Origin of the sequence: Pseudomonas fluorescens (assembly GCF_902498065.1) — a bacterium.
GTDB lineage: Bacteria > Pseudomonadota > Gammaproteobacteria > Pseudomonadales > Pseudomonadaceae > Aquipseudomonas > Aquipseudomonas fluorescens_BJ.
In genome coordinates, this window is sequence record NZ_CABVIR010000011.1 from 87,829 (window position 1) to 113,015 (window position 25,187).

28 protein-coding genes are annotated in these 25,187 nt (G+C 61.2%); 11 read left to right on the forward strand and 17 right to left on the reverse strand.

Annotation, left to right across the window (positions count from 1 at the left end; translation table 11 throughout):
* Nucleotides 1–86: 86 nt before the first annotated feature.
* Genes dsbG through dsbD form a run of 3 tightly spaced genes read right to left on the reverse strand, consistent with a single transcriptional unit; the run spans nucleotide 87 to nucleotide 3,435 of the window.
* Nucleotides 87–857: a thiol:disulfide interchange protein DsbG gene (dsbG, locus tag F8N43_RS27900; RefSeq protein WP_150632192.1), complete on the reverse strand. Its 771-nt coding sequence runs from the start codon at nucleotides 855–857 to the stop codon at nucleotides 87–89.
* Nucleotides 833–1,699 carry a TlpA disulfide reductase family protein gene (locus tag F8N43_RS27905; RefSeq protein WP_150632191.1) on the reverse strand — a complete coding sequence of 289 codons (867 nt, stop codon included), beginning with the start codon at nucleotides 1,697–1,699 and terminating at the stop codon, nucleotides 833–835. The genes dsbG and F8N43_RS27905 overlap by 25 nt, the downstream gene beginning before the upstream one ends.
* Nucleotides 1,699–3,435 carry a protein-disulfide reductase DsbD gene (gene dsbD / locus F8N43_RS27910; protein ID WP_150654655.1) on the reverse strand — a complete coding sequence of 579 codons (1,737 nt, stop codon included), beginning with the start codon at nucleotides 3,433–3,435 and terminating at the stop codon, nucleotides 1,699–1,701. Before dsbD ends, F8N43_RS27905 begins: the two co-directional genes overlap by 1 nt.
* A gap of 154 nt (nucleotides 3,436–3,589) precedes the next feature.
* On the opposite strand from dsbD, the gene F8N43_RS27915 reads away from it, so the two are divergent.
* The 5 genes from F8N43_RS27915 to F8N43_RS27935 all read left to right on the forward strand — a co-directional run bounded on the left by F8N43_RS27915 (nucleotide 3,590) and on the right by F8N43_RS27935 (nucleotide 7,995).
* Entirely contained in the window at nucleotides 3,590–4,273 is a 684-nt protein-coding gene (locus F8N43_RS27915; RefSeq protein ID WP_150635813.1) for a response regulator, read from the forward strand.
* On the forward strand, nucleotides 4,270–5,595 hold the full coding sequence (locus F8N43_RS27920) for an ATP-binding protein (protein ID WP_150635811.1): 1,326 nt from the start codon (nucleotides 4,270–4,272) through the stop codon (nucleotides 5,593–5,595). The genes F8N43_RS27915 and F8N43_RS27920 overlap by 4 nt, the downstream gene beginning before the upstream one ends.
* Nucleotides 5,596–5,714: 119 nt before the next feature.
* Nucleotides 5,715–6,200, forward strand: a complete 486-nt coding sequence (locus F8N43_RS27925) for a GNAT family N-acetyltransferase (protein ID WP_150635809.1) — start codon at nucleotides 5,715–5,717, stop codon at nucleotides 6,198–6,200.
* Nucleotides 6,201–6,276: 76 nt separating this feature from the next.
* Nucleotides 6,277–7,689, forward strand: coding sequence for an aspartate aminotransferase family protein (locus F8N43_RS27930; RefSeq protein WP_150654656.1), 1,413 nt, complete (start codon nucleotides 6,277–6,279; stop codon nucleotides 7,687–7,689).
* Between the two features lie 81 nt (nucleotides 7,690–7,770).
* Entirely contained in the window at nucleotides 7,771–7,995 is a 225-nt protein-coding gene (locus F8N43_RS27935) for an MbtH family protein (RefSeq protein WP_150632186.1), read from the forward strand.
* Between the two features lie 554 nt (nucleotides 7,996–8,549).
* Here the strand turns inward: F8N43_RS27935 and F8N43_RS27945 are convergent.
* The 9 genes from F8N43_RS27945 to F8N43_RS27985 form a co-directional block, all read right to left on the reverse strand.
* Complete coding sequence (locus tag F8N43_RS27945; RefSeq protein ID WP_150654657.1) at nucleotides 8,550–9,452, reverse strand: metal ABC transporter substrate-binding protein; 903 nt, start codon at nucleotides 9,450–9,452, stop codon at nucleotides 8,550–8,552.
* Nucleotides 9,453–10,352: a metal ABC transporter permease gene (locus tag F8N43_RS27950; RefSeq protein WP_046049213.1), complete on the reverse strand. Its 900-nt coding sequence runs from the start codon at nucleotides 10,350–10,352 to the stop codon at nucleotides 9,453–9,455.
* A complete protein-coding gene (locus tag F8N43_RS27955) occupies nucleotides 10,352–11,188 on the reverse strand; it encodes a metal ABC transporter ATP-binding protein (RefSeq protein WP_150635802.1) in 837 nt (278 codons plus the stop codon). The genes F8N43_RS27950 and F8N43_RS27955 overlap by 1 nt, the downstream gene beginning before the upstream one ends.
* Complete coding sequence (locus F8N43_RS27960; RefSeq protein WP_150635800.1) at nucleotides 11,185–12,111, reverse strand: metal ABC transporter substrate-binding protein; 927 nt, start codon at nucleotides 12,109–12,111, stop codon at nucleotides 11,185–11,187. Before F8N43_RS27960 ends, F8N43_RS27955 begins: the two co-directional genes overlap by 4 nt.
* 35 nt (nucleotides 12,112–12,146) lie before the next feature.
* The gene (locus F8N43_RS27965) at nucleotides 12,147–12,719 is read right to left on the reverse strand and encodes a DUF6162 family protein (protein ID WP_150635798.1); all 573 of its coding nucleotides are present in this window, start codon (nucleotides 12,717–12,719) and stop codon (nucleotides 12,147–12,149) included.
* The gene (locus F8N43_RS27970) at nucleotides 12,716–13,045 is read right to left on the reverse strand and encodes a hypothetical protein (protein ID WP_150632180.1); all 330 of its coding nucleotides are present in this window, start codon (nucleotides 13,043–13,045) and stop codon (nucleotides 12,716–12,718) included. The genes F8N43_RS27965 and F8N43_RS27970 overlap by 4 nt, the downstream gene beginning before the upstream one ends.
* Nucleotides 13,042–13,584, reverse strand: coding sequence for a thiamine pyrophosphate-binding protein (locus tag F8N43_RS27975; protein ID WP_150632179.1), 543 nt, complete (start codon nucleotides 13,582–13,584; stop codon nucleotides 13,042–13,044). Before F8N43_RS27975 ends, F8N43_RS27970 begins: the two co-directional genes overlap by 4 nt.
* Entirely contained in the window at nucleotides 13,581–14,783 is a 1,203-nt protein-coding gene (locus tag F8N43_RS27980) for a PepSY-associated TM helix domain-containing protein (RefSeq protein WP_150632178.1), read from the reverse strand. Before F8N43_RS27980 ends, F8N43_RS27975 begins: the two co-directional genes overlap by 4 nt.
* A 282-nt stretch (nucleotides 14,784–15,065) precedes the next feature.
* The gene (locus F8N43_RS27985) at nucleotides 15,066–15,524 is read right to left on the reverse strand and encodes a VOC family protein (RefSeq protein ID WP_150635794.1); all 459 of its coding nucleotides are present in this window, start codon (nucleotides 15,522–15,524) and stop codon (nucleotides 15,066–15,068) included.
* A gap of 264 nt (nucleotides 15,525–15,788) precedes the next feature.
* Between F8N43_RS27985 and F8N43_RS27990 the strand changes: the two genes are divergently transcribed.
* The 3 genes from F8N43_RS27990 (at nucleotide 15,789) to F8N43_RS28000 (ending at nucleotide 18,515) form a co-directional block, all read left to right on the forward strand.
* Entirely contained in the window at nucleotides 15,789–17,003 is a 1,215-nt protein-coding gene (locus F8N43_RS27990) for an SfnB family sulfur acquisition oxidoreductase (RefSeq protein ID WP_150654658.1), read from the forward strand.
* 2 nt (nucleotides 17,004–17,005) lie between these two features.
* Nucleotides 17,006–17,671, forward strand: coding sequence for a methionine ABC transporter permease (locus F8N43_RS27995; protein WP_150632175.1), 666 nt, complete (start codon nucleotides 17,006–17,008; stop codon nucleotides 17,669–17,671).
* Between the two features lie 73 nt (nucleotides 17,672–17,744).
* A complete protein-coding gene (locus tag F8N43_RS28000) occupies nucleotides 17,745–18,515 on the forward strand; it encodes a MetQ/NlpA family ABC transporter substrate-binding protein (RefSeq protein ID WP_150632174.1) in 771 nt (256 codons plus the stop codon).
* An 85-nt stretch (nucleotides 18,516–18,600) separates the two neighbouring features.
* Here the strand turns inward: F8N43_RS28000 and soxR are convergent, their stop codons facing one another.
* Nucleotides 18,601–19,068 (reverse strand): redox-sensitive transcriptional activator SoxR, encoded by a 468-nt coding sequence (gene soxR, locus F8N43_RS28005; protein WP_150632173.1) that lies wholly within the window; start codon nucleotides 19,066–19,068, stop codon nucleotides 18,601–18,603.
* A gap of 94 nt (nucleotides 19,069–19,162) precedes the next feature.
* Between soxR and F8N43_RS28010 the strand changes: the two genes are divergently transcribed.
* Nucleotides 19,163–19,528: an antibiotic biosynthesis monooxygenase gene (locus F8N43_RS28010; RefSeq protein ID WP_150632172.1), complete on the forward strand. Its 366-nt coding sequence runs from the start codon at nucleotides 19,163–19,165 to the stop codon at nucleotides 19,526–19,528.
* Here the strand turns inward: F8N43_RS28010 and F8N43_RS28015 are convergent.
* The 4 genes from F8N43_RS28015 to msuE all read right to left on the reverse strand — a co-directional run bounded on the left by F8N43_RS28015 (nucleotide 19,525) and on the right by msuE (nucleotide 23,693).
* Nucleotides 19,525–20,628 (reverse strand): sigma-54 interaction domain-containing protein, encoded by a 1,104-nt coding sequence (locus F8N43_RS28015; protein WP_150632171.1) that lies wholly within the window; start codon nucleotides 20,626–20,628, stop codon nucleotides 19,525–19,527. The genes F8N43_RS28010 and F8N43_RS28015 overlap by 4 nt on opposite strands.
* A gap of 21 nt (nucleotides 20,629–20,649) precedes the next feature.
* Nucleotides 20,650–21,837 carry an acyl-CoA dehydrogenase family protein gene (locus F8N43_RS28020; protein ID WP_150635787.1) on the reverse strand — a complete coding sequence of 396 codons (1,188 nt, stop codon included), beginning with the start codon at nucleotides 21,835–21,837 and terminating at the stop codon, nucleotides 20,650–20,652.
* Between the two features lie 136 nt (nucleotides 21,838–21,973).
* On the reverse strand, nucleotides 21,974–23,119 hold the full coding sequence (gene ssuD, locus F8N43_RS28030; RefSeq protein ID WP_150632169.1) for an FMNH2-dependent alkanesulfonate monooxygenase: 1,146 nt from the start codon (nucleotides 23,117–23,119) through the stop codon (nucleotides 21,974–21,976).
* A gap of 10 nt (nucleotides 23,120–23,129) precedes the next feature.
* Nucleotides 23,130–23,693 carry an FMN reductase gene (msuE, locus tag F8N43_RS28035; protein ID WP_150632168.1) on the reverse strand — a complete coding sequence of 188 codons (564 nt, stop codon included), beginning with the start codon at nucleotides 23,691–23,693 and terminating at the stop codon, nucleotides 23,130–23,132.
* Nucleotides 23,694–24,173: 480 nt separating this feature from the next.
* Between msuE and F8N43_RS28040 the strand changes: the two genes are divergently transcribed.
* Both F8N43_RS28040 and F8N43_RS28045 read left to right on the forward strand, forming a co-directional pair.
* On the forward strand, nucleotides 24,174–24,443 hold the full coding sequence (locus F8N43_RS28040) for a hypothetical protein (RefSeq protein WP_150632167.1): 270 nt from the start codon (nucleotides 24,174–24,176) through the stop codon (nucleotides 24,441–24,443).
* A 98-nt stretch (nucleotides 24,444–24,541) separates the two neighbouring features.
* On the forward strand, nucleotides 24,542–25,156 hold the full coding sequence (locus tag F8N43_RS28045; protein ID WP_150654659.1) for a LysE family translocator: 615 nt from the start codon (nucleotides 24,542–24,544) through the stop codon (nucleotides 25,154–25,156).
* Nucleotides 25,157–25,187 lie beyond the last annotated feature (31 nt).

Consider the following 25,187-nt stretch of genomic DNA (forward strand, 5'->3'; position numbering starts at 1 on the left):
CTCGCTCCCACAGGAGAATGCATTCCAATGTGGGAGCGAGCCTGCTCGCGATGGGGCCAATGAGGTCACTAAACCTCTGAAAGAAACTACTTCGGCCCTAGAATTTTCACCAACTTGTCCGGCGAAGGCGCGCCTTGCTGTTGTTGCAGTTCACCCTTGTCGTCCATGTAGAAAATCGCCGGCGTGGCCTGCAGTTCCAGGTCTTCCATCAACTGCATGTTCGCCGCCAGTTTCGCCTGAATCGCTGGCGGTACTTCTTTCAGTGCTTTGAGCGTACTGGCCTTGCCGGCACCTTCGTGGTCTTGCAGGGCTTTTTGCGGATCCTTCGCGGCCAGCAATGCCGCGGATTTCCCCGGACTGTCTTCACGAATGATGCCGACCATGATGTGCCGCAACTGCACCTTGCCGGCCTTCACCCATGGCCGCGCCTGTTCCCAGAACAGGTTGCAGTAAGGGCAGTTCGGATCGCTGAACAGGTACACCACGCGCGGTGCGTCCTTGTTGCCATCACCGATCCAGTTGCTGGCTTCCATCTTGCCCCAGATCTCCTTGGCCATTGGCGCGTACACCAGTTTCTGCAAGGGCGCACTGCTCAGGTCATTGCCCTCGGCGTCGTATAAATTGCCCAGCAGCACATGCTTGCCATCCGGCGTCAGGTACAGCGCCATACCGCGGTTCTGGTACTGCGCCGCGTAACCGCGCAAGCCATCGGGGGCATCGAACTGACCGACGATTTTCGCGCCCTTGGCTTCGATCTTCTTGATCGCCTCGGGCAGTTCTTCGGCAGCCTGTACCGACGGCAGGTGCAGCAGGGCAGCGCCCAGGGTCAGCGTCAGCAGATGGCGGAGGCGGGGCATGGCAGTTTCCTTGAAGAAGTGGAAGGTGTGGCCGGATTAGGGGTGTCAAAGTTTTCCAGGGCGCGGGCCAGGCTGGCGTCCGACAACTCGCCCAGATGACTGCCCAGCAGGCGACCGTCAGGGCTATAGAACAGCGTAGTCGGCAATGCCATCGAACCGACCGCCTGACCCAATCGACCGCCGCCGTCGAACAGCACGTTGGACAGGCTCAGGCCCTGGGTTTCCAGAAAGGTGCTGACACTTTGCATGCTTTCCGCCTGATTGACGAACAGGAAGGTCAGGTCCGGACGATGTTGCTGGGCGTTTTCCAGCACCGGCATTTCCCGGCGGCACGGCGGGCACCAGGTGGCCCAGAGATTGATCACCAGAGGCCCGCCCTTGTAGTCGGCCAGTTTCACGGTTTCACCGGCGGCATTGCGCAGGGTGATGTCCGGCAGGCGCGTGCCTTGCTCGTAAATACTCAGGGAGAACGTCGCGAGCAGCCAGAAGGCCAAACCACTGGCTACGCCAAAGCCCAGCGGACGACGCAAACCCGGGCGACGCCAGCCTCGATACACCGCGGCAAGCAATAGAGCGATCACACCCGGCCAGGCGAGAAAGCCACCGTCGCGCAGGTCGATGACTTGCCACGGATCGTCACGATAATGCTTCCAGTAGAGCGCGACGAAACTGATTCGAGCCGCCAGCATGCCCACCAGGAACAGGCTGAACAGCGCTGACTCGGGGTTTTCGCCGCCACGCTTGGCCGCCCGCCAGCCGACAAACGTCGCCAGCGCCAGGGCACTGATCAGCAGCAGGTGGTTAAGCGCGATGGCAAACGTGCCGAGGGTAAAAGTCAGCATTAACGGGCGTCTCGGGTGGTGGTCCAGCGTTGCAGGAAGGTGTCGGCATCGACCTCGCCGGTGATGCGCTGGCTGCGACGTTCTTCGCCGTCGGCGCCGATCCACAGAAAACTCGGTGGTCCCGGCACTTTATAACGGCCGAGCAGTTCACGGCTGGCGGCATTGTCGGCGGTGACGTCGAGCCGTAGCAAGCGCACGTCGTTCAAGGCGTCAAGCACGCGGGGTTGGCCGAACACCTGTTTTTCCATGACCTTGCACGACACGCACCAGTCGGCGTAGTAGTCCAGCAGCACCCATTGCCCCTGAGCTTTTGCCGCGTCAAGTTCCCGTTGCAGTGCGGCCGGGTCCTTGATCGTGGTGAAGGCATCGTGGCCAACCGGGCGGGCGAAATTGCTCGCATTGGCGGTGCTATAGACCTGTAGCGGTTTCAACAGGTCATCACTGCCACCCGCCGCACCGATCATCAACAAGCTGCCCCACACGCCGAGCAACAATGAGCTGGCACCGAACAGATGCGCGACACGCCCGAAACCTTCCGACTGTTTCCAGGCGCTGTAGGCGGCAATCAGCAACAACGCACCGCACAGGCCGACCCACAACGATTCATCCAGCACCGGCCGCAGCATCAGCAACGCGGTGGCGAGGAACAGGAAGCCGAACACGCCTTTGAGCAGGTTCATCCAGGCGCCGGGTTTGGGCAGGAAGCGATTGCCGACCGTCACCAGCAACAGCAGCGGCACACCAATGCCGATGCCCATGGCGAACAGAATCAACCCGCCGTGGAGCGCGTTGCCGCTTTGCGCGATGTAGAGCAGGGCGCCCGCCAGCGGCGCGGTCATGCACGGACCGACCAACAGGCCGGACAGCGCGCCCAGCACACCCGCGCCGATCAGGCTGCCACCGCGTTGATTACGCGACACGTTCTCCAGCCGATCCCGCAACGCCACCGGCAGTTGCAACTCGAAGAAACCGAACATCGGCAGCGCCAGCAACACAAACACGGCGGCGAAACTGCCCAGCAACCATGGGTTTTGCAGCAGCGCCTGCAAGTTTGCGCCGAGCAGCGCCGCCAGAACGCCCATCGCCGCGTACACCAGCGCCATGCTCACGACGTAGCTGGCAGCCAAGGCAAATCCACGTTTGGGCGTAGCGCCACTGCCGACGATCAAACCGGCCAGAATCGGCAGCATCGGCAATGTGCAAGGGGTGAAGGCCAGCAGCAGGCCCAGACCGAAGAACACCAGCAAGCTCCAGCCCAGCGCCCGTTGTTGCAGGCCGCTGGCCAGGGCTTGATCCGGCGCTTCATTGGCCGTCGAAGTGACAGCGCTGCCACCCAGATCCACGACCTGGGTTTGTGGCGGATAACACAGCCCGGCATCGGCACACCCCTGGAAGCCGACCTTGATCTGGCCGGTCGCACCCGCCGGAATCTTCAGTTCCAGGCCTTGCCGATAAACCGGCTGTTCGCCGAAGAATTCATCACTGTGAGACTCGCCTTCGGGTAACACAGGGTGCAGCTCGGCGGGCAACCCATCGAACTTCAGGCGTTTCTGATAAAGGTAGTAACCGTCGGTGATCTGCCAATAGAGCTGTGTTTCACCTGATTCGAGGCGCTCGGAGGTGAAGACAAACGCCTTTTCCACCGGCAGGAATTCAGGTTTGGTTTCGAACGGATTGGTCCCTGCCTGGGCCACACCCGAGATCAAGAGAACAAAAAACAAAAACAGACGACGCATGGGTAAGCCTTATCCCTTTGCAAGTGAGGTGCACAATGGGAGGCGGCGATTAACCGATGATTAACCGCGATAACCTTGTGGACGTGGCGCTTGCGGCATAATGTCCGCTTAATCGGCCACCGGCCTAATCAGCTTTTTTTCAACAGGGTTGACCATGCACGTACTGGTTTGCGAAGACGACGAGCTGATCGCCAGCGGGATTGTCGCCGGTCTCACCGCTCAAGGCCTGACGGTCGAGCACGTGGCCACGGCTTCGGCTGCCCGCGCCATGCTCAAGGTCGCCGAGTTCGACGTCATGGTGCTCGACCTCGGTCTGCCTGACGAAGACGGGCTGAAGCTGTTGCAGCAGCTTCGCCACAACGGTCTGGAAATCCCGGTGCTGATTCTCACCGCGCGGGATTCGGTCATCGATCGTGTCGACGGCCTGCAAGCGGGGGCCGATGATTACCTGCTCAAGCCATTCGACCTGCGCGAACTCGCCGCACGCCTGCACACGCTGTTGCGACGGGTGGCGGGGCGCAGCGTCAACCTGATCGAGCATGGCGCCCTGACCTACGACCCGAGCAGCCGCGAAACCACGCTCGCCGGCCAACCGGTGGACCTTTCCCGGCGCGAACAGTCGCTGTTACAAGCGCTGTTGCACAACCGTGGCCGGGTGCTGTCGACCGAGCAGTTGAAAGACAGCGTCTACGGTTTCAACGACGAGCTGGAAAGCAACGCCCTCAACGTGCATATCCATCACCTGCGGCGCAAACTCGGTAATGGCATTGTTGAGACCGTGCGCGGCCTGGGCTATCGCCTGGGGCCGGCCGATGGCGCAGAGGAATTGAAAAAGTGATGAGCCTGCGTTTGCGCCTGAGCCTCACCTTGGGTGCCGCATTTGCGCTGATCTGGGCCCTGGCAGCGGCCTGGATGCTGAGCGACCTGCGCAACCAGATGATGTTTTCCCTCGACCAGCGGCTGGTGGCGTCGGCGCGCATGGTTGCCGGCCTGATGGAGCAATTGCCCGCCTTGCCGACCAAGGGCGAGGGCACCCATTTCAGCGCGGAACAACTGAACATTCCGGGCGGCATGGCGTGTCAGGTCAGCTCGCTGCGCGGCGAAATCCTGGCCCGCAGTCACACCGATCCGCAGCAAACTCTGGAGGCCGAGAAAATGGGCTTCCACGATCAGATGATCGACGGTGCGCCGTGGCGCAGTTTCACCCTGGCCCGTGGCGATCTGCGCATTACCACAGCGGATCGGCAGATCGAGCGCGAAGCGTTGAACATGTCGATTTTGCTGGCGGCATCGGTGCCGGTGGGCGTGGCATTGCTCGGTTGCCTGTGCCTGCTGTGGCTGGGCATCGGCCAGGGTTTGGCGCCGCTGAACCGCATGCGCGATGCCTTGATGCGCCGCAGTGCCGACTCGCTGGAACCCTTGCAGATCCAGCCGCTGCCCAGCGAATTGCAACCGTTGCTGGATACCCAGAACCAATTGTTTCAGCGCATCGGCAAGACCATCGAGCGCGAACGCCGGCTGACCGGTGACGCGGCCCACGAACTGCGCAGCCCGTTGACGGCGATCAAGACTCACCTGCAAGTGGCACGCATGACCGATGGCGCGGCACGGGATCAATCGCTGGCCCGGGCGGAAGAGGGCGCCGACCGTCTGCACCGTACCCTTGAGCAACTGTTGTTGCTGGCGCGGGTCGAGGGCAGCCTGTCGTTCGACGACGGTGTGCAATGCAGCGCCGAGCAAGTGGCGAAACTGGCGATTCAGGATGCCGCCAGCGGTGATCGTCAGCGGATCAAATTCAAGTTGCCGCCGAAGCTCTCTCACGCACCGGTGCAAATGCCCGCCGTGCTGTCGATTGCCGCGCTGCGAAACCTGCTGGACAACGCCCTGCGCCATACCCCGAACGACGGACCGGTGGAACTGAGTCTGGAGACCACCGGCAGCCGTGTGCAGTTCGTGGTGCGCGACCATGGCCCGGGCATTGCCGAAGACGATCTGCAACACCTGACCCAACGCTTCTGGCGCAATGGCCAGAGCACCGGCTGCGGTCTGGGGTTGGCGATTGTCCAGGCGATTGTTCAGCGTTGTGGCTGCACGCTGCATTTCGACAGCCGACCGGATGGCTTGCGGGTTGAGCTGACTATGCCGCTGCAACCGGTCTGAGCACACCACAGGGAGGTTGTGTTGCACATCAAATGTAACGTCTCTCCATTGGCATTCCGACGACCACCAACGCTATCGTCCCCGGCAGCTTTTTCTCAATGGATTGAGGTCACAGCGCTATGGATGCACCCCTGTACATCTGCAAGGCAACCCCTGCCGACGCCGGTATCATCAGCCGGATCGTCGAGCGTTCCATCCGCGTCGGTTGTGCGCTCGACCACCGCAACAACCCGCAAACTGTCGCCATCTGGACTCACAACAAAACCATCGAACACATTCAACCGTGGCTGACTGACCAACGGCTGTACCTGAACATTGCCCTGTTGCAGGACAAACCGGTCGGCGTTGCGATGGCGGCGATCAGCGGCAAGCTCGCGTTCTGTTACGTGCAACCGGAATGGTTTCGCCGGGGTGCCGGGCAAGCGCTGGTGCGCGATCTTGAAGGCTGGCTGATCGATAACGGTCTGGCTCAAGTCAGACTCAACAGCACCCGAACCAGCGAAGCCTTTTACCGTCATCTGGGTTATCAGCCCTGTGCTGAAACGTTCACCGTCGCCGGACTCCATGCCATCCCCATGCACAAGGCGCTGACGCCACCTTCATAAAAGCTGATCAAGGGTCTAAATCCTCGGTGCGCCGAAGCGTTTCCAGAACAGGAAAACCTTATTGAGGGGTCGAGAGATGTCAGTCGCTACCAGCCTTATGGAAGATCAGTCGGCCCGGATCGCTCCGGCGCCGGCCGAAACGCTTTATCAGTTCAACGAATCGCCATTGCTCGCGCGCCAGAACCAGCAGGAATCGAATGCCCGCAGCTACCCGCGCCGCATTCCCCTGGCCCTGAAGCGTGCCAAGGGCATTTATGTCGAAGACGTTGAAGGCCGCCGTTTCATTGACTGCCTGGCCGGCGCCGGGACGTTGGCCCTGGGGCATAACCATCCGGTGGTGATCGAAGCGATCCAGCAAGTGCTGACCGATGAACTGCCGCTGCACACCCTCGACCTGACCACCCCGGTCAAGGACCAGTTTGTCCAGGACCTGTTCGGTCTGCTGCCACCGGCGCTAGCCGCTGAAGCAAAGATCCAGTTCTGCGGCCCGACCGGCACCGACGCCGTGGAAGCCGCGCTGAAGCTGGTGCGCACCGCCACCGGGCGCAGCACCGTATTGTCGTTCCAGGGCGGTTATCACGGCATGAGCCAGGGCGCGTTGAGCCTGATGGGCAGCCTGGGGCCGAAAAAGCCCTTGGGCGCATTGCTCAGTAGTGGCGTGCAGTTCATGCCGTACCCCTACGATTACCGTTGCCCGTTCGGCCTCGGTGGTGCACAAGGCGTGCAGGTCAACCTGAACTACCTGGAAAACCTGCTGAACGATCCCGAGGCCGGCGTGCAGTTGCCGGCTGCTGTGATTGTCGAAGCCGTTCAGGGCGAGGGCGGGGTGATCCCGGCCGATCTCGATTGGTTGCGCGGTCTGCGACGTATCACTGAAAAGGCGGGCGTGGCGCTGATCGTCGACGAAATCCAGAGCGGTTTCGCCCGCACCGGCAAGATGTTCGCCTTCGAGCACGCCGGGATCATTCCGGACGTGGTGGTGATGTCCAAAGCCATCGGCGGCAGCCTGCCGCTGGCGGTGGTGGTGTATCGCGACTGGCTCGACACCTGGTTGCCGGGCGCGCATGCCGGGACCTTCCGTGGCAACCAAATGGCCATGGCGGCGGGCTCTGCGGTGATGCGTTATCTGGTTGAGCACAAGGTCTGCGAACACGCTGCGGCCATGGGCGAGCGCTTGAGCGAACACCTGCGCATTCTTCAGCGGGATTTCCCGCAATTGGGTGATATTCGCGGTCGTGGCTTGATGCTGGGTGTCGAGCTGGTTGACCCGACTGGCGCGCCGGATGCGCAAGGTCATCCACCGATCTTCGCTCGTCTGGCGCCGCTGGTGCAGCGTGAATGCCTGAAACGTGGACTGATTCTGGAGTTGGGTGGCCGTCATGGTGGCGTGGTGCGTTTCCTGCCGCCGCTGGTGATTACCGCTGCGGAAATTGATCGGGTGGCGGAGATTTTTGGTCGGGCCATGGCCGCCGCCACCGCCATCCTCTAAATTTTCCGGGCCCCGGAACGTTCTTTCTACATAACGGCTGCGCGCGCAGTGCAGCGAACCTAACAGCGATGGAGAGACACCATGACGTCAGTATTCGACCGCGAGGACATCCTCTTTCAGGTCGTGGTCAACCACGAAGAGCAATACTCGATCTGGCCCGACTACAAAGCGGTGCCTGAAGGCTGGCGCACCGTGGGCAAGAGCGGGCTGAAGAAGGAATGCCTGGCTTACATCGAAGAAACCTGGACGGACATGCGTCCGTTGAGCTTGCGCAAGAAGATGGAAGAGCAGGCTGCGGCTCACTAAAGATTTCGCGCAAAGAAAAGCCCGCTGGACCGGTAAGGTCAGCGGGCTTTTTTTGCTTTGTACGTTGTGTTGGCTGGAGGCGTGTTTTCTGAGCAAGCCTCGATCCCTGTGGGAGCGGCGGTGCGGCGATCCGACTTGCCCGCGATGGCGGCCTGACAGCCGACATGTTCTTGCGGATGTACCCGGAACCCCTGTGGGAGCTAGCCTGCTAGCGAAGCGGTGTGTCAGGCGGCGGGGTTCTTGATGGTGTACATATCCGTTGCTGCGGTAACGGCGACTGGCGGTTTCGCCCGTACAGCGAGTCCCTTTTCCACATGTCCACCAACAATCCCCTGTGGGAGCTGGCTTGCCAGCGATGGAGGTCCAGACAGCGTGTTCATCCAGGCAGCACGCATCATCGTTGGCGGCCATCGCTGGCAAGCCAGCTCCCACAGGGTCATGCGTACGATCAAAGAGATAGGCCGGTAGGCCGCCTTGCGGTGCCGCCGTAAAGGCGGAACCAATAGCCGCCGTTACCGCAGCAACGGATATGTAAACCCGAAAAAATTGGCCAGCTACGCCCCACTCAACCCCTTAATCACCAAATCCACATTCCCCTCCAGCTCACCCACCGGATCCTCCGCATCCACACTCAACACCACCAACCGGCTACCGGCCTCATTAATCACCGCTTTCACCGCCTCCGAAGGCTGCCGATGATGCAACACCACCGCCACATCATTGTCCTTCAGCGTCACGCCCAATTGCTTCAACGCTTCCGGTGTCCACTCGGCATCCGGCCGCGCATCGAGGCCGATCAGCTCCAGGTTGAGCCCCCCAATCAGATAGCCAAAATGATCGCTCAGGCTCATCACACTCAGATTATCGGCACTGGCCAGCCGCGCTTCGCTGTCGGCACTGAACTTGAGCAAGCGCTGCTTGAGCGCCGCCAGGTTTGCCTCGATCACAGGCTTTGCAGCAGGGGCCAGGCGCACCAGGTCCGCCGCCATCACGTCTGCCATGCGCCCCATGTTGTTGCTGGAAAACCACGGCTGACTGTTCAAGCCATCGACCTTGTTGCCCGGCTGCACGGCGATGCCGGGCAGGGCGCCGTCCACCGGGCGCGCGGCGTCGACTTCGACAATGCGAATGTTGCTGCGCCGGGCGATCGGGTACAGCGGATCATCCGCCCACAACGAACGCAGACCAATCACCGCATCGGCGTCCGTCGCCAGTTTCGCCAGCGCCGGCGCGCCACGCCCGGTGAAATAAGCGGTCTGACGGCTGCCGGGCAAGTTCGCCGGCGCCGCCCGTTCAAGGTTGACGTTAGTGCCCTTGAGCAACACCTCGCCCAAACCATAAGTGATCGGCAGGGACGCCAGCACCTGCAGCGGCTTGGCGCTGTCTGCCGCAAACGAGGTATTAACCAGCCCGCACAGGGCGACGGCCAGGGTCAGTTGACGCAGAGAAAATGACATTTATCCAATATTCCCTTTCAGACTTGGTACGACACCGCGCGCAATGGCGGCGAGGGCGAAGGCGATACCGGCCACCAGAATGATCGCGGCACCGGAGGGGATCGGCAGGTCGAAGACAATCGGCGCAAGAATCCCGCACAGCGTGCTGACCGTGGCGATCAGCACCGAGCACCAGAAGAAACCCTTCAGCGACTGGCTGAGCAACCGCGCCGCTGCAGCTGGAATCACCAGCAATGCACCGACCAGAATCGCACCGATGACTTTCACCGCCGCCACAGTGATCAGCGTCACCAGAATCACGAACAGGTAATCCAGGGTCTTCACCGCCACGCCGCGCACCGCCGCCAGTTGCGGGTTGAAACTGGCGAGCATGATGCGGTTGTACAGCGGCAACGCCAGCGCCATGACCAGCGAACCGACGATGGCCAACACCAGCAAATCATTACCGTTGACCGTCAGCACCGAGCCGAACAGGACGTTCTCCAGAATGTGCACGTTGATCTTGCCCGCCAGAATCAGCAGCAGACTCGCGCCCAGCGCCAACGACACCGACAGGAACACACCGATCAATGTATCCGGCGCCAGACCCGTACGGTTGCGCAGGTAATTGAGCAAAATGCCGAACAACAGGCAGTAACCGAACAGGCTGCCATATGGCCCGGTGTAGGGCTCGCCGAGCAGAATGCCGATGGCCACGCCCGTCAGTGCCGCGTGACCCACCGCTTCAGAGAAAAACGCGAAGCGCTTGACCACCACCAGCGTGCCCAAACCACCGAGTACCGGGCCGATCAGCAAACCGGCGAGCAGGGCGTTGACCACGAATCCATAGGCCAGCGCTTCAGGCAGATAACCTGAAGATGCCCAGCCTTGAACCATCAAACGAAAGGCTTCGTAACTCATCAGGCAGCGCTCCGTGGATGGGTCGAGAACAGGGTCAGCAAACGGTCTGGGGTCAGTGCCTGTTTCGGCGTGGCATCGAACAACACCCGGCGATTGAGACCGGTAACGCGGTCCGCCAGACGTCCGACCGCTTCCAGATCATGCTCGATCCACAGCACGGTAATCCCGCTCTGACGCCAGTCACCGAGCAACCGTTCGAACACCTGAATGCCCGCCTCGTCGAGGGCCGACATCGGTTCATCGAGCACCAGCAACTGCGGTGCCGGAATCAGCCCCTGCGCCAGCAACACGCGCTGACGCTCGCCGCCGGACAGGGCGCCCATGCGCCGTTTGCGCTTGTCCTGCAGGCCGACCCGCTCCAGCGCTTCACCAATCGCCGCCGCGTAATGCTTGCTCAACCCGAGAAACGCCGGGCGTCGCTGACACATGGCGGCCATGAAATCGTCGACGGTCATCGGCAAGCCGCGATCAAACTCCAGCGCTTGCGGCACGTAGCCGATGGTGCCGGGTTCGCCAGTCCATTGCAGGCTCAAGCGACCCTGATGCGGCATCTGCCCGAGCAGGGTCTTGATCAACGAACTCTTGCCGCCCCCATTGGGGCCGACCAGCGCATGCACGCTGCCGGGCTGGACCTGAAACGTGACCTGGTCGAGGATCGTCGTGCGGCCCAGCGTCAAGCTGACCTCCGCAAAATCCAGCGTCGGTCCCGAAACCTGTGGGAGCTGGCTTGCCAGCGAAGGCGCTGTGTCATTTAACGAATGTGCGGACTGACCTGACGCTTTCGCGAGCAGGCTCGCTTCCACAGGGGATTCGCTGAGGGTTTCTTTAGCCGTCATGCGCCAGACTCCTGAATCGCCCGGACCACGGTGTTGAGGTTGCCGGTCATTTCCTTTTCGTACTTGTCGGCGGTGTATTCGCCATAGGAAATGTGCGACAGCGGGTACAGCTTCACCCCGGATTCGCGCTGAATGGTCTCGACGTAGGTAGACGGGAAATCCATCTCCGAGAAGATCACTTTCACATCCAGTTCGCGCAGTTGATCGATGGTCTTTTTCAACTGGCTCGGGCTCGGCTCGATGCCGTGCGCCGGCTCGACCACGGCGGTCACTTCCAGGCCGAATTCACGCAACAGGTAGTCGTAGGCCGCGTGAACCGTAGCCACCCGCAGTTCGGCATTCGGCGCCTGGGTCAGTTTCGCCAGGGCGTCGGCGCGCATCTGCCGCAGGCGTTTGCCATAGGCGCGAGCGTTCTGGGTGTAGGTCTTGGCGTTGTCCGGGTCGAGCTTGCCGAGTTCACGGGCAATGTTGTTGACCTGAGCAATCGAGGCACTGATCGACAGGAACGTGTGCGGGTTCACCACCTTGCCGGCTCCGCGCGCGGCCGTGCCGGTGGCCGCCAACAGCGGTACGTTTTCGTTGGCTTCGATCACCGCAACGTTCGGCGTTTCGCTGGCAGCGATCATGCGGTCCGCGAAGTCGTCATGGCCGACGCCATTGAGCACGACCACGTCCAGCCCGCTGATGCGCTTGATGTCTTCGGCGCGGGGCTCGTAGGCATGCGGGTTGAAACCGGCCGGAATCAGCGGCACCACTTCGGCCTTGTCGCCGACGATGTTGGCCACGTAGCTGTAATAAGGGTGCAGGGTGATACCGATGCGCAGGCGCTTGGCTTCGTCGGCACTGGCCAGTGGGGTCAGCAGCAAGGCAAGCAGGCCGACCAGCAGCGGGCGCAAGTAAGAACGTTGAGATGAAATTGGCATGGGAAAGCGGTCTTCTCTCGGGTGAAGGCGAGGGTTCAGTGCCGGTGCTGGCGGGTCACGCCGGCATCGAATTGCGCGACGATCTGCTGCCAGCCAGCGCTTTCCAGCGCGGTGTCGGCCATGTCGATCGGGGCGTTGAGGTCGGCGGCGCGGTTGAGCCAGATGTCAGGCGCATCATCGTCGGCGGTCAGGCGCATCAGAAACGATCCGGCCACGGCGGGCGTCTGGCTCTGACCGAAATACGCCTTGGCGTCGAGCAATTGCCAGGCATGAGCGCCACGGCTGACGGAACTGGCGTCCTGGGCAAACGGCGCAAAACCCTCGTCGGCGAGAACTTCGGGCGTTGGCAGGGTTTGCTGTTCCTGACGCAGCAGGTGAATCTCGTCCAGCGTCACCCGCAAATCGGCGTAGATGCCTTGCTCGGAAGCGCTCAGGTCACGGCGGGCATCCAGTTGATGGCTGCTGACGTTACTGGTTTCCTGGGACTCATGACGCCAGGCGACCACCGAACCGGCGACCGCCAGAATCATCAGGCACAACAGCAACACATACAGGGTTTCATGGCCGGCACCGGCCGGGCGGACGACGTGCGTAGTGGGTGTACTCATGGGGCTTCGATGTCCGCTTGGTCGATCTCGACAACGTGGCCGGGACCGGCGTCGAACAGCACGTAAAACTCGGCGCTGGGCTTCTTGAAGGTCAACTTGGAATCGGCCCCGAGCTTGCCCGGCACCAGAATGGTTTCGTCGTAGCCGATCACATCCAGGGTCACGCCCGGTGCGCCGCTGCCGTCGGAGAAACCGCCGGTGCACTGGATCTGCTCGGCGTCGATGGCCTTGCACTCGCACATCGGGTTGTGGGCCAGGGCGCTGGCGCTGAAGCCGACGCACAGCACCAGCAAAACAGCGTGGAGAGGGCGAAAGGCGTTGCTCATGGTTTGCCTCCTTGTTTGGTCAGCCACTCAAGGGTGGCGGGGGATGCCTGGCTCAGCGGGATGGAGGCTTGATGCATCGCGCCGTCCCAGCCTTCCATGGTGATCCACAGCTCGGCGTCGGCCTTGGTTTTTTCCGGGATCGGCAGCATGGCGCCCATGCGGTATGGCGTGCCGAAGAAAATCACCCCGGCGGCGCGCAGGCTGCGCGGTTTGCCGATGCGCAGGTAAGTCGCCTTGACCTGCTCGCGGCAGCTGTCGCACAGCGCCGCGTTGAAACTCTTCATGTAACCGGCCGGGCCATCGGGCCGCGGTGCTTCGTTGCGAAATTCCGCCAGGCGCAGACTCCACGGCCCGACCTGAACTTCCCCGATTTCCCGCTCACCCAGGCCGGTGTCCCCGCGAAAGAGGGCGGCATCGGCAAAGTACTTGGGCATAAAGCCCAGGGGCACGAGCAACAGCAGGACGTTGATGTGGAAGCGCCATTTGTGCCAGAAGCGGCTCAGTCTGGAGCCCGGTTTTTCGGCGGCGAACAGGCTCATGGGCTGACCTCCGCGGTGTCGCGGCTGGTGACTTGAGTGGCATCGGCAGCGCGGGGACGTTTGTTGCTGCGCTTGAGCGCATTGGCGGTGGCCAGGGCGGTGCGCTTGGTCCAGATCAGCAGTCCGCTGAGGACCATCATGCTCAGGAGCAGACCGAAGAAGAACCAGATCAGCTTGATCCAGATCCCGCCGAAATCACCGGTGTGCAGCGGCCGCATTGATTCGGTTACCAGCTCCAGCCCCGAGCGGTCCGAGAGCAGGCGGGTGACGGCGACGTCGCCGGTGTACGGATTGATTTCAGCAGTCTGGAACATCAGCGGATACCAACTGCGGCCGCCCACCGAGAGGTAGCTGTAGGCATTGGCGGGCAGGCTGACGAAGCTGTCTTCGAGGCCGGGAATGCGTGCTTTCGCTTCACGGATCGCCGTTTCCAGGCTGATCATCGGTGCCGGCGAACCATCGGCGGTGAGGGGCACGCTCTCTCGCGGGACCACGGGCGCCACCGGGGCGGTGGAAATCGTGATCTGGTTATCGAACATGAACGCTTCGATCAGGAACCAGGTGCTGGTCACGGAAATTACCGCGATGAACCAGATCGACCAGATGCCGCTGAGGCGGTGAAAGTCGCCCCAGAAAATCCGTGCGCCATGACGAATGCGCAGGGTCGGTCGCAGAAAACCTTTCCAGAAGCGCTTGTAGACCACCAACCCGGTAATCAGTGAAGCCAGCAGCGGCAGGCTGAGGAACGACACCAGGTACCAGCCCCAACTGTAGCCATTGGTGAACGGCACCAGCCACCAGCCATGCAAGGCGCGGGTGAAGGCTCTGAAGTTGAATTGTGGGGCCGTGCCCTGGATCACGCCGCTGTACGGGTTGACGTACACCACCACCGAGCGGCCGTCGGGGTAGGTCACTTCCACATCCAGGGCGAAATGCGTTTCGTCAGGTCGGCTGATGCTCTCGACCAGGATCTGCGGTTCGGCCTGCTTGATCGCGGCAATGAGCTGGTCATAGCTCAACAGCGGCGCATCATCGGAGGGTTGGCTGGCGCGCATTTGCGGGTTGGCCAGCCAGACGATTTCCTGGCTGATCACCGCCAGCGTGCCGGTCACACAAACGATCAGGACAAAAAACCAGATGGGCAGTGCCAGCCAGCTATGGACCAGAAACCAGAGTTTTGAACGGGATTTCTTCGACATGATTAAGGTCTTGTATCGATGAGAGGGCCTCTGCTGCGGGCTTCCCAGCGTGGGGTCCATGAAAAGTACGGTCGTGGCTTTTGCCTACGCGAACCGTCTGCATCTATATAAGACGAATGAGAATCAGAAATCCCGAACCGGGATATGAAAGTAAATGTTTCGCGTTCCGTGAATGCAGTTAACTGTGGGCGCGGGCAAGCTCCCACAGTTGATCTGCGGCGCACACAAAACCTGTGGGAGCGTGGTTTGCCCGTGATGGGGCCTGGTCAGGTACGGAAGATCTCAACCCTGCTTAAACATCTCCTGCGCCCGCTGCTCAATCTGCTCCTGGGTCAAATCCTCCTTGCGCGTGGCCAGAAACCACAAATGCCCATACGGATCTTTCAACGTTCCCGAACGGTCGCCGTAAAACTGATCCTTGACCTCGGACACCACCGTGGCGCCGGCCGCAATGGCCTGCTTGTAAGACGTGTCCACATCGTTCACATACAGGTGCAAGCCCACGGACGGTGATTTATCGGGATTGCTCAACGGCCCCTGATCGCACGGCGTGCCGAGCATGATCGGGCAGTCGCCGATGCGCAGTTCGGCGTGACCGATGCTGCCGTCGGGCATGGACAGGCGCATGACTTCGGTCGCGCCGAACGCTTTCTTGTAGAACTCGATGGCTTCGGCCGCTTTTTGAATGCCCAGATAGGGGGTGATGCTGTGATAACCCTCTGGAATGGGTTTGACGCTCATGACGATTCTCCCTGTCTATTGTTCTGGTTGAAGATAGTCCTTCGCCGATTCCGGCCGGATAACTATAGGTCAGCGGCTTTTACGCAACCGAGTGCCCGACGAGCAGCAGCGCCACTGTTCGGCCATAAACAGTGAAGCAACAGAATGCTCGGGTTTCTCATTGCAAGGCTGTTGAAAACCCCGCAACTACCCGAAAACACTGGCCGAGGCGGTCAGGCACAGAAGCTGCAATGTCCTCCGGTAAACACTGTTGCCGAGAGACATATGCCTGAATCTGCCGTTTATCCGATCAACCCGCCGGCCGCCCATCGGATCGCCGATGAAGCCGAAGCCTTGCGCGTGGCCGAGCGCGTCGCTTTGGTCCTGCTGGAACAGGACGCCGAGCGCGACCGCACGCGCCAGGTGCCAGCCGAGATCGTCGATCTGTATTCCAACAGTGGCTTGTGGGGCATCAGCGTGCCGAAAGCATTCGGTGGCGCGCAGGTGTCATACGCGGTGCTGGCGCAGGTCATCGCGATCATCTCGGCGGCCGATCCGTCGCTGGGCCAAATCCCGCAAAACCACTATTGCCTGCTGGAAGACATCCGCCTGCAAGGCACGCCCGAGCAGCAGGCGCACTTCTTCGGCCTGGCGTTGCAAGGACATCGGTTCGCCAATGCCTTGTCGGAAACCGGCGGCAAGAACGTGCAGGACATTCAGGCGACCATCCGCCGCTATGGTGACGGCCATGTGATCAACGGCCGCAAGGGCTATTGCACCGGTTCGCTTTACGCCCACTGGCTGGCGGTGCTGGCGCTGGATGAAGAGCTGAAAGGCCAGTTGTCCTTCGTCAAACGCGGCACCCCAGGGCTGGTGATCGTCGACGACTGGGACAGCATCGGTCAGCGCACCACCTCCAGCGGCACCGTGCTGGCCGAGGACCTGCACGTCCCGGCGTTCAACGTGTTCCCGACTTGGCGCTCCTATGAAAGCCCGACTCTGGCCGGTCCGTTCGCGCAACTGACCACCGCCGCCATCGACGCCGGAATCGCCCGCGCAGCGCTACGCGACACCATCGCCTTCGTTCAGCAATTCGCAAGGCCATGGATCGATGCCGGGGTGGAAAAGGCCAGCGAAGATCCGTTGACCATCATTCAGGTCGGCGGCCTGGAGATTCGCCTGGAAGCCGCCGAAGCCTTGCTGGAACGCGCCGGTTGGGCGCTGGATGCGGCACGTTCGATGCCCGATGAAGACAACGTCGCCCAAGCGTCCCTCGCCGTCGCGAAGGCCAAAGTGCTGACCACCGAAATCGCCATCGAAGCCAGCAACAAGCTGTTCGAACTCGGCGGCACCCGTTCGACCCTGAAGAAGCACAACTTCGACCGACACTGGCGCAACGCTCGCGTGCACACCCTGCATGATCCTGTGCGCTGGAAATACCACGTGGTCGGCAACTGGCTGCTCAACGGCGTGAAACCGCCGCGCCACGACTGGTCCTGATCATGGCCGAACTGTTCAAAAACATTTACTGGGCCGACATCGGCCAGGCCTGTCTCGACACGTTGAGCATGCTCGGTGCGGCCCTCGGTTTTACCGTGCTGTTGGGGTTGCCGCTGGGCGTGGTGCTGTTCCTCACCGGTAAGCGCCAGTTGCACGAAGCCATCGGCGTTTACCGGGTGTTGTCGGTCATCGTGAACATGCTGCGTTCGCTGCCGTTCATCATTTTGCTGATTGTGTTGATTCCGCTGACCACGCTGCTGGTCGGCACTTCGCTGGGCGTGCCGGGGACCATTCCGCCGCTGGTGGTCGGTTGCACGCCGTTCTTCGCGCGGCTGGTGGAAACCGCCTTGCGCGAAGTCGATCGCGGCGTCGTGGAAGCGACCCAGGCCATGGGCGGCACCACCTGGCAAATCATCCGCCACACCTTGTTGCCCGAGGCTCGCGGCGGGTTGCTGGCGGCGGTCACCGTGACCGCGATTGTGCTGGTGGATTACACGGCGATGGCCGGGGTGATTGGCGGCGGCGGTCTGGGCGACCTGGCGATCCGCTACGGCTACCAGCGGTTCCAGACTGACGTGATGGTGGTCACTGTGGTGCTTTTACTGATTCTGGTCCAGGCCCTGCAAATGACCGGCGACCGATTGGTGGCGCGGTACAGCCGACGATAAATATTCGACTCAAAAAAACACGCAGGCCCACGTCCACCCCACGACGGCCACTCAATCTGCCTAGGAGCACAACATGAAAAAGACCCTGGCCATTCTGGCTGCCCTCGTCTCGTTAAGCGTTCACGCCAACGAAAAACTCACCGTCGGTGCCACGCCGGTGCCGCACGCGGAGATCCTCGAGTTCGTCAAACCAACCCTGGCCAAGGAAGGCGTGGACCTGGACATCAAGGTCTTCACTGATTTCATCCAGCCCAACCAGCAGCTTGCGCTGAAGAACCTTGACGCCAACTATTACCAGTACCGGCCGTTTCTCGATGACTACAACAAAACCCGCCACACCGATCTGGTGCCAGTGGTCGGCGTGCACATCGAGCCGTTCGGGGCTTATTCGACCAAAATCAAAAACATTACCGAGCTGAAGGATGGCGCCACCGTGTCCATCCCTAACGACCCGGTGAACACCGGCCGCGCGCTGGTGCTGCTGCACGAGGCCGGGCTGATCAAACTCAAGGACCCGATCAATACCCTGGCCACTCCGCGCGACATCGCGGAAAACCCCAAGCACCTGAAAATCCGTGAACTGGAAGGCGCGTTGCTGGCGCGTTCGGTGAGCCAGGTGGACCTGGCGTTCGTGTTCGCCAACTACGCCCTGGAAGCGGGGATCGACACCAACAGCGCGTTGATCGTCGAGAAGGGCAAGAGCCTGTACATCGAGTTTCTGGTGGCCCGGCCGGACAACATCAACGACCCGGGTTTGCAGAAACTGGCCAAGGCGTTGAATTCCGACGAGGTCCGCCAGTTCATCCTGACCCGTTACAAAGGGCAGATTGCGCCGGGGTTCTAAATTTTCGTTGATAGACAGGACGCCATCGCGGGCAACACACGCTCCCACAGGTTTTGTGTCGGGCTTGCCCGTGATGGCCGCGCCGTTATTTAGGATCTGTCCCCGATTCAAGAAGCTGCGCGCCCGGCCCCTGTTCCCCCAACACATCCCCAAAATTGCGCAACGGACACGCCTCCATCGACAAACACCCACAGCCGATACAGCCATTGAGCTTGTCCCGCAGCAAGGTCAACTGATTGATCCGCTCATCCAGCTCGCGACTCCATTGCGCCGACAACACCTTCCAGTCCGCCGCCGTCGGCGCCCGGTTATCCGGCAGGGTTTTCAACGCCTCACCAATCTCCGCCAACGGAATCCCCAGGCGCTGTGCGACTTTGATCAGCGCCACCCGCCGCAATACTTCCCGTGGATAACGCCGCTGGTTGCCCTGATTGCGATTGCTTTTGATCAGCCCTTTGGATTCATAAAAGTGCAGCGCCGTGACCGCCACGCCGCTGCGGGCGGCGACCTGGCCGACGGTCAGTTCTTGATGCAGGTGTTCCGAGGTGATCATGTGAAAAATGCCCTTGACCTCTAGTTAACTCAAGGTTTTACCCTGCAGGCCTTCGGATCGCAAGATCCGCCTGACACGTCAGTGGGGACTTTTCATGCAAGCACCAGAGAAAAATCGCAGCTTCACCCAATTGATCGAATTCGAGATCGAACCCCATCAGCAGCCCGCACTGGTCTCGGCGCTGTCGTTACAAACCGAACGCCTGGCTCAGCGCTACAGCGGTTTTCTCAGCGCGAGCATCCAGGCCAGCGACGATGGCCGGCGGGTGCTCAATTACCTGCAATGGCAATCGCGTGAGGCGGGGGAAGCCGCGTTTCAGAGTTTTGAAAGCGGCGAGCAGGATTTCTGGCAACTGATCCGCGCCCATCAGGCGAAAACCGTGACCTTCGGCTCGTTCCAGGTGCTGCACAGTCTCGAGCGCAGCCACGACAACGCGTTGCACTGCAATCTGGTGGCTTAGATCGAGAGTTGCATCAAGCGCTCACCCTGCACGTTTTCCGTGGGGCGGCGTTTGTTCACCGCCAGCTCACCGATCTTGATCAGGCGTGTGCGCGTGACGTTGCGGCTCAAGCCCAGCAGCGCGGCGGTGTGCACCTGGTTGTAATGGCTGAAACGGTAAGCCGCACGCAGCAAGGCGTCCTCGACTTTCTCGTGCAGCGCGCCGGCCTGTTCCTCGAACAGCTTCTGAAAGGCCCGGTCGAGCAGGGCTTCCGGGGAATCGTCGAGTTGGCTGTGGTAGTCGTCCTGACGCTCGATGCGCATGTTCGACAGCCGCAAGTCATCGCGCTCGATCACGCCGTTCCGGCAAATCAGCAGGGTGTGGTGAATGACGTTTTCCAGCTCGCGGATGTTCCCCGGCCAACTGTAACTGCGCAGTTTCAATTCAGCGTCTTTGCTGATGGTGATGGTGCCGTAGCCTAGGCGCTGACTGTAGGCTTCGACGAAGTGACGGGTCAGCGGCAGGATGTCGCCGGGGCGATCACGCAGCGGGCTCAGTTCCAGGCTGACCACGTCGAGGCGGTAATACAGGTCTTCGCGAAAATGCCCGGCGTTGATGGCTTTTTCCAGTTGCACGTTGGTCGCCGCCAGCACCCGCACGTTGATCGGAATGCTCTTGCGCGAACCCAGGCGCACCACTTCGCGCTCCTGCAACACCCGCAGCAATTTCACCTGAATCGCCATCGGCAGATCACCGATTTCATCGAGGAACAAGGTGCCGCCGTCGGCCTCTTCGAACCAGCCGGCCTTGGCGCTCAAGGCACCGGTGAACGCACCTTTTTCGTGGCCGAACAACTCGGCCTCGACCAGGGATTCAGAGAACGCGCCGCAGTTCACCGCCACGAACGGTCGGTTACGCCGGGCGCTGAGGTTGTGGATATGTCGCGCCACCAACTCTTTGCCAGTGCCGGTTTCGCCAATGATCAGCACGCTGGCTTCGCTGGGCGCGACCTGTTGGATGTGGGCGAGCAGGGCCTGGGATTTCGGGTCTTCGAACACCTGCGCCGTGGCGCGGATCGACGTGGCCAGGGCGGGCGAGGGCGGTAAGGTCAGCAGTTGCATGGGGCAGGCTCCATGAGAAGGCTATGAATAGAAAGTCGGAATCGGCAGGGACTGGTTCAATGCCCAGTCGCCCAGTTCATGGAGTTTGTAATCCACCGGGTCGTGCAGGGTTTGCGTGCGCAGGTTGCGCCAGTGGCGGTCCAGTCGCAGTGAGGCGTGAGTCGAGCGCGCGCCGGTCACTTCGAACAGCCGGCTGCAGAGTTCAAGGCCGTTGCGGGTGGCGGCGACCTTGGCCGTGGCGATGGCGGTAGCCAGGTGACCGCGTTCTTCGGCACTGAGGTTCGGGCCTTTCGCCCAGGCCTTGTCGAGCAGGTCGGCGGCGCGTTCCACCAGCAAGCGAACGCCTTCAAGTGCGACCCAGAATTCGCCGTAATGGTTGAGGACATACGGGTCCTGGCGCACATCCTGCGCACTGGATTTGTGCCACGGGCGGGTTTCGGTGAGGGTGTATTGCCGCGCTTCCTCGAAGGCGCCTTCGGCAATGCCGAGGAACATGTGGGTGAACGTCAGCTGCGCGATCAATGGCCGCAGGCAGGCGAACGGTGTGCTCAGCGGACCCGGGTCGAGCAGCAATTCCGATTCTTCGACCCGCACCCGTTCGAACGAAGCGCTGCCGCTGTCGGTCTGGCGCTGACCCATGTTGTTCCAGTCGTCGTGCAGGGTGATGCCGCTGCGGCCGCTGGGGATCGCGGCGATCAACAGCTTGCCGCCGGCGTTTTCGTCCACCGCCGAGGCAATCAGCATTTCCGAATCGCTGGCGCCGGAGCAGAAACTTTTCTTGCCGGAAAACTCGCGCCAGCCGCTGAGTTTTTTCACCACGGTGCGGGTGTCCAGCGGGTTGAGGGCATTGCCCCAGAACCAGTTCTTGCGCGCGGTCTGTTCGAACCACGGCTGCCACTGCTCGGACCGGGCGAACAGGCGCACGGTGGCGAGCATCAGGTGATGAAAACCGAAGACGTGGGCGATCGAACTGTCGACCTTGGCGAACTCGCGCACGATGGTCAGGGTTTCACTCCAGCTGGCGCCGAGGCCGCCGTACTGGGTGGGAATGCTCAAGGCGAGCAGGCCGCTGCGGCGCAGGGCGTCACGCTCGGCTTTCGGCGTACCGCCACGTTCGTCGCGCTCGACCGCGGTCAAGGCAAACTCGGCAGCCAACTGGCGGGCGGTTTGCAAGGGGGATATCAGGGCGCTTAGCGGCTTGGCAGTCACGCGGGGCTCCTCAGTGAATTCAGGACCGATCCGCTGTGGTAGCGAGCCTGCTCGCGAAGGGGCCGGTACATTCAACATCAGTGTCGACGGTACGGACGCTTTCGCGAGCAGGCTCGCTCCCACAGGTATTGGGTGGTCAGGCCGTGGCTTTGGCGGGCAGCACATCATTGGCGATCATTTCGCCAAACGGCCCGGTGAGGTTGGTGACACCGCGCCCCGCCAGGCTTGCGTACGGTTCAGGCAACAGCGGGAACACCAACTCGGCAAAGCGATACGCCTCTTCGAGGTGTGGATAACCGGAGAAGATGAAGCTCTCGATCCCCAAGTCCGCGTATTCCTTGATGCGCGCCGCCACTTGCTGCGGATCACCCACCAGCGCCGTGCCGGCACCGCCGCGCACCAGGCCGACACCGGCCCACAGGTTGGGGGCGATTTCCAGGTTGTCGCGACGTCCGTCATGCAACGCCGCCATGCGCCGCTGGCCTTCGGAGTCGAAGCGCGAGAACGACTTTTGCGCCGCGGCGATGGTCTCGTCGCTGATGTGTTCGATCAGTTTGTCGGCGGCTTTCCACGCCTCTTCGGCCGTCTCGCGAACGATCACGTGCAAGCGAATCCCGAACTTCACCGTGCGCCCGTTGCGTGCCGCGCGCTCACGCACATCGGCGAGTTTTTCCGCGACGGCGGCCGGTGGTTCGCCCCAGGTCAGGTAGACATCAACCTGCTCGGCGGCGAGTTCATGGGCGGCTTCGGACGAACCACCGAAGTACAACGGTGGATAGGGTTTCTGCACCGGCGGATAAAGGGCTTTGGCGTTTTGCACCTGCAGGTGTTTGCCTTCGAAATCCACCGCTTCGCCTTGCAGCACGCGACGCCAGATGTGCAGGAATTCGTCGGTGACTTCATAGCGTTCGCTGTGATCGAGGAAGATCCCGTCGCCACGGTTTTCGTCCGGGTCGCCGCCGGTCACTACGTTGATCAGCAAGCGGCCGTTGGACAGACGATCCAGGGTCGCGGCCATGCGCGCCGAGACCGTCGGCGAAATAATCCCCGGACGAATCGCCACCAGATAGCGCAGGCGCTCGGTCAACGGCACCAGCGCCGAGGCGATCACCCACGAATCCTCGCAGGAACGCCCGGTGGGAATCAGCACGCCGTGGTAGCCGAGGCTGTCAGCGGCCTGAGCCACTTGTTTCAGATAGTTGAGCGTCACCGGGCGAGCGCCCTGCGTGGTGCCCAGGTAGTGGCCATCGCCGTGGGTTGGCAGAAACCAGAAAACATCCATGAAGAGATCCTTAAGCGATTTTCAGCAGATTTTTGGGGTGCACGCCGAACAACGGCGCTGCGCGTTCTGCAGCAAGACGAATGCGGGCCTTCAAGGGCTCACTGGTTATTTGGTAATTGGCGAAATCGGCTTCGGTGGCGTAGACGCCGATCGGCAGGGTCAGCGCCTGGAAGAAACTGAACAGCGGCCGCAACTGGTGATCGAGCACCAGCGCATGCCGTTCGCTGCCACCGGTGGCAGCGAGCAGTACCGGCGTATCAATCAGCGCGTTCAAGTCGATCAGGTCGAAGAGGTGTTTAAGCAGGCCCGGGTAGGAGCCGCGATAAACCGGCGCGGCGACGATCAGCAGATCAGCGTGCTCGATGGCTTGCAGCTCGGCTTCGATGTCGGCGCTCAGTTCCTGACGCGACAGTGCAGCGCCCAGTGGCCGGGCGATGTCTCCCAGTTCGATCAGCTTGCTCTCGATCGGCAATTGCTCGGCCAGTTCGGCCAACAGCGCCTGGGTCAGCACCAACGTGCGGGACGGACGCCAGGTACCGCCGGAGAGGGCAACGACTTTCAATGGACGCGACATGATCAGTTCCTTTTTAAACAGTTGCTCAGCGAGCAGTGAGTAGTCACAGGGCTTGAGCAAGAGCTGTACCAATCCATCGAGCCCACGTTTTGCGTGGCTTGCAGCGTATTGATGCCTGCGTGCTGTTCGATTTTAAGGACTGTTTGTTGAATGACTGTTGCCTGGCAAACAGTTGCGTGGGCAACAGTTGTTTGCGGCGATGGGGTTGTTATAAAGGTTGTTTGTTATTCCTCAAAAGATCATTGATTGATATTTATAGATCATTAATGAATATGAGCGGTCTTGTAGGGGCCGGCTTACCGGCGAAGACGCCCTTGAGCAATGCAGTGTTTTACGGCCGTCATCGCCAGCAAGCCGGCTCCTACAAGGGGGAGTGATCCAGCCTCAATACCCACTATCGAGCGCGTTGATTTCTGCCCATCCAAAGGCGCGAGTAGCCTGTGTTCATTGCCCCGAACCCAGATGCCAGGACGCCACATCATGAAACCTCTAATCGCCACTTTCTTGCTGCTCGCGGTCTCCGTTCTCGCCGGATGTGCCAGCCACGTGTCCCCGGAGTTGCGGCCTTACACCGCTGAAGAAACCCGGCAACTGGCGTTGGAATCGCTGAATCGTCGCGGTTTGTCTTTCGATGAGTACCATGCGCAAAAAGCCGCATTGCTCGGTCAGCCGCAGAAATCTTTCCGTTTCGACAAACAAGGCGAAATGAATGCCGAGCGCGCTGTTCAACTGCACGGCCGCCCAAGCTGAGCGACTGTACCGCTCGAAGTTTCCCCCAACTGTCCATGGGTTTCGCTGAAGGTGTGCGATAGGGTCAATACCTGACTGACCCTGATGGACTGCCACCGATGACGCTCTCGTTCGATCTGCTGCTGGGCTTCGCCCTGTTTGCCCTCGTTACCTCGATCACCCCTGGTCCGAACAACACCATGTTGCTGGCATCGGGCGTGAACTTCGGCTTTAACCGCACCATCCCCCACATGCTTGGCATAACCTGCGGCTTTTTTGTGCTCGTGGTGGCGGTGGGTTTTGGTCTGGGCGCGGTGTTTCAAACCTATCCGTTGCTCTACACCGTGCTGCGCTACGTCGGCGCGGCGTATTTGCTGTACCTGGCATGGAAAATCGCGCATTCCGGGCCGGTATCCGATGGTCATAACGGTGAAAGCAAACCGATCAGCTACCTCGGCGCGGCAGCGTTTCAGTGGGTCAACCCCAAGGCCTGGATCATGGCCATCGGTGCAATCAGCACCTACACGCCGATGCAGGGCTATTTCACCAACGTCATCGTGATTGCGGCGGTTTTCGCCGTGATCAACCTGCCGAGCGTCGGCGTCTGGGCCGCGTGCGGCACACTGCTGCGCAATGTGCTCAAGGACCGCCGCTGGTTGCGCGTGTTCAATTGGGGCATGGCCGCGTTGCTGGTGATTTCGCTGTATCCGTTGTTGCTCGAAAGCTTTAGCTGACGCATTGCTTCATCCGGTTGCCCGATGCCTG

Excerpts from the sequence above, each read along its gene's own strand:
- dsbG (WP_150632192.1), bottom strand. The coding sequence starts at position 857 with ATGCCCCGCCTCCGCCATCTGCTGACGCTGACCCTGGGCGCTGCCCTG.
- F8N43_RS27905 (WP_150632191.1), bottom strand. The coding sequence starts at position 1,699 with ATGCTGACTTTTACCCTCGGCACGTTTGCCATCGCGCTTAACCACCTG.
- dsbD (WP_150654655.1), bottom strand. The coding sequence starts at position 3,435 with ATGCGTCGTCTGTTTTTGTTTTTTGTTCTCTTGATCTCGGGTGTGGCC.
- F8N43_RS27915 (WP_150635813.1), top strand. The coding sequence starts at position 3,590 with ATGCACGTACTGGTTTGCGAAGACGACGAGCTGATCGCCAGCGGGATT.
- F8N43_RS27925 (WP_150635809.1), top strand. The coding sequence starts at position 5,715 with ATGGATGCACCCCTGTACATCTGCAAGGCAACCCCTGCCGACGCCGGT.
- F8N43_RS27930 (WP_150654656.1), top strand. The coding sequence starts at position 6,277 with ATGTCAGTCGCTACCAGCCTTATGGAAGATCAGTCGGCCCGGATCGCT.
- F8N43_RS27935 (WP_150632186.1), top strand. The coding sequence starts at position 7,771 with ATGACGTCAGTATTCGACCGCGAGGACATCCTCTTTCAGGTCGTGGTC.
- F8N43_RS27945 (WP_150654657.1), bottom strand. The coding sequence starts at position 9,452 with ATGTCATTTTCTCTGCGTCAACTGACCCTGGCCGTCGCCCTGTGCGGG.
- F8N43_RS27950 (WP_046049213.1), bottom strand. The coding sequence starts at position 10,352 with ATGAGTTACGAAGCCTTTCGTTTGATGGTTCAAGGCTGGGCATCTTCA.
- F8N43_RS27955 (WP_150635802.1), bottom strand. The coding sequence starts at position 11,188 with ATGACGGCTAAAGAAACCCTCAGCGAATCCCCTGTGGAAGCGAGCCTG.
- F8N43_RS27960 (WP_150635800.1), bottom strand. The coding sequence starts at position 12,111 with ATGCCAATTTCATCTCAACGTTCTTACTTGCGCCCGCTGCTGGTCGGC.
- F8N43_RS27965 (WP_150635798.1), bottom strand. The coding sequence starts at position 12,719 with ATGAGTACACCCACTACGCACGTCGTCCGCCCGGCCGGTGCCGGCCAT.
- F8N43_RS27970 (WP_150632180.1), bottom strand. The coding sequence starts at position 13,045 with ATGAGCAACGCCTTTCGCCCTCTCCACGCTGTTTTGCTGGTGCTGTGC.
- F8N43_RS27975 (WP_150632179.1), bottom strand. The coding sequence starts at position 13,584 with ATGAGCCTGTTCGCCGCCGAAAAACCGGGCTCCAGACTGAGCCGCTTC.
- F8N43_RS27980 (WP_150632178.1), bottom strand. The coding sequence starts at position 14,783 with ATGTCGAAGAAATCCCGTTCAAAACTCTGGTTTCTGGTCCATAGCTGG.
- F8N43_RS27985 (WP_150635794.1), bottom strand. The coding sequence starts at position 15,524 with ATGAGCGTCAAACCCATTCCAGAGGGTTATCACAGCATCACCCCCTAT.
- F8N43_RS27990 (WP_150654658.1), top strand. The coding sequence starts at position 15,789 with ATGCCTGAATCTGCCGTTTATCCGATCAACCCGCCGGCCGCCCATCGG.
- F8N43_RS27995 (WP_150632175.1), top strand. The coding sequence starts at position 17,006 with ATGGCCGAACTGTTCAAAAACATTTACTGGGCCGACATCGGCCAGGCC.
- F8N43_RS28000 (WP_150632174.1), top strand. The coding sequence starts at position 17,745 with ATGAAAAAGACCCTGGCCATTCTGGCTGCCCTCGTCTCGTTAAGCGTT.
- soxR (WP_150632173.1), bottom strand. The coding sequence starts at position 19,068 with ATGATCACCTCGGAACACCTGCATCAAGAACTGACCGTCGGCCAGGTC.
- F8N43_RS28010 (WP_150632172.1), top strand. The coding sequence starts at position 19,163 with ATGCAAGCACCAGAGAAAAATCGCAGCTTCACCCAATTGATCGAATTC.
- F8N43_RS28015 (WP_150632171.1), bottom strand. The coding sequence starts at position 20,628 with ATGCAACTGCTGACCTTACCGCCCTCGCCCGCCCTGGCCACGTCGATC.
- ssuD (WP_150632169.1), bottom strand. The coding sequence starts at position 23,119 with ATGGATGTTTTCTGGTTTCTGCCAACCCACGGCGATGGCCACTACCTG.
- msuE (WP_150632168.1), bottom strand. The coding sequence starts at position 23,693 with ATGTCGCGTCCATTGAAAGTCGTTGCCCTCTCCGGCGGTACCTGGCGT.
- F8N43_RS28040 (WP_150632167.1), top strand. The coding sequence starts at position 24,174 with ATGAAACCTCTAATCGCCACTTTCTTGCTGCTCGCGGTCTCCGTTCTC.
- F8N43_RS28045 (WP_150654659.1), top strand. The coding sequence starts at position 24,542 with ATGACGCTCTCGTTCGATCTGCTGCTGGGCTTCGCCCTGTTTGCCCTC.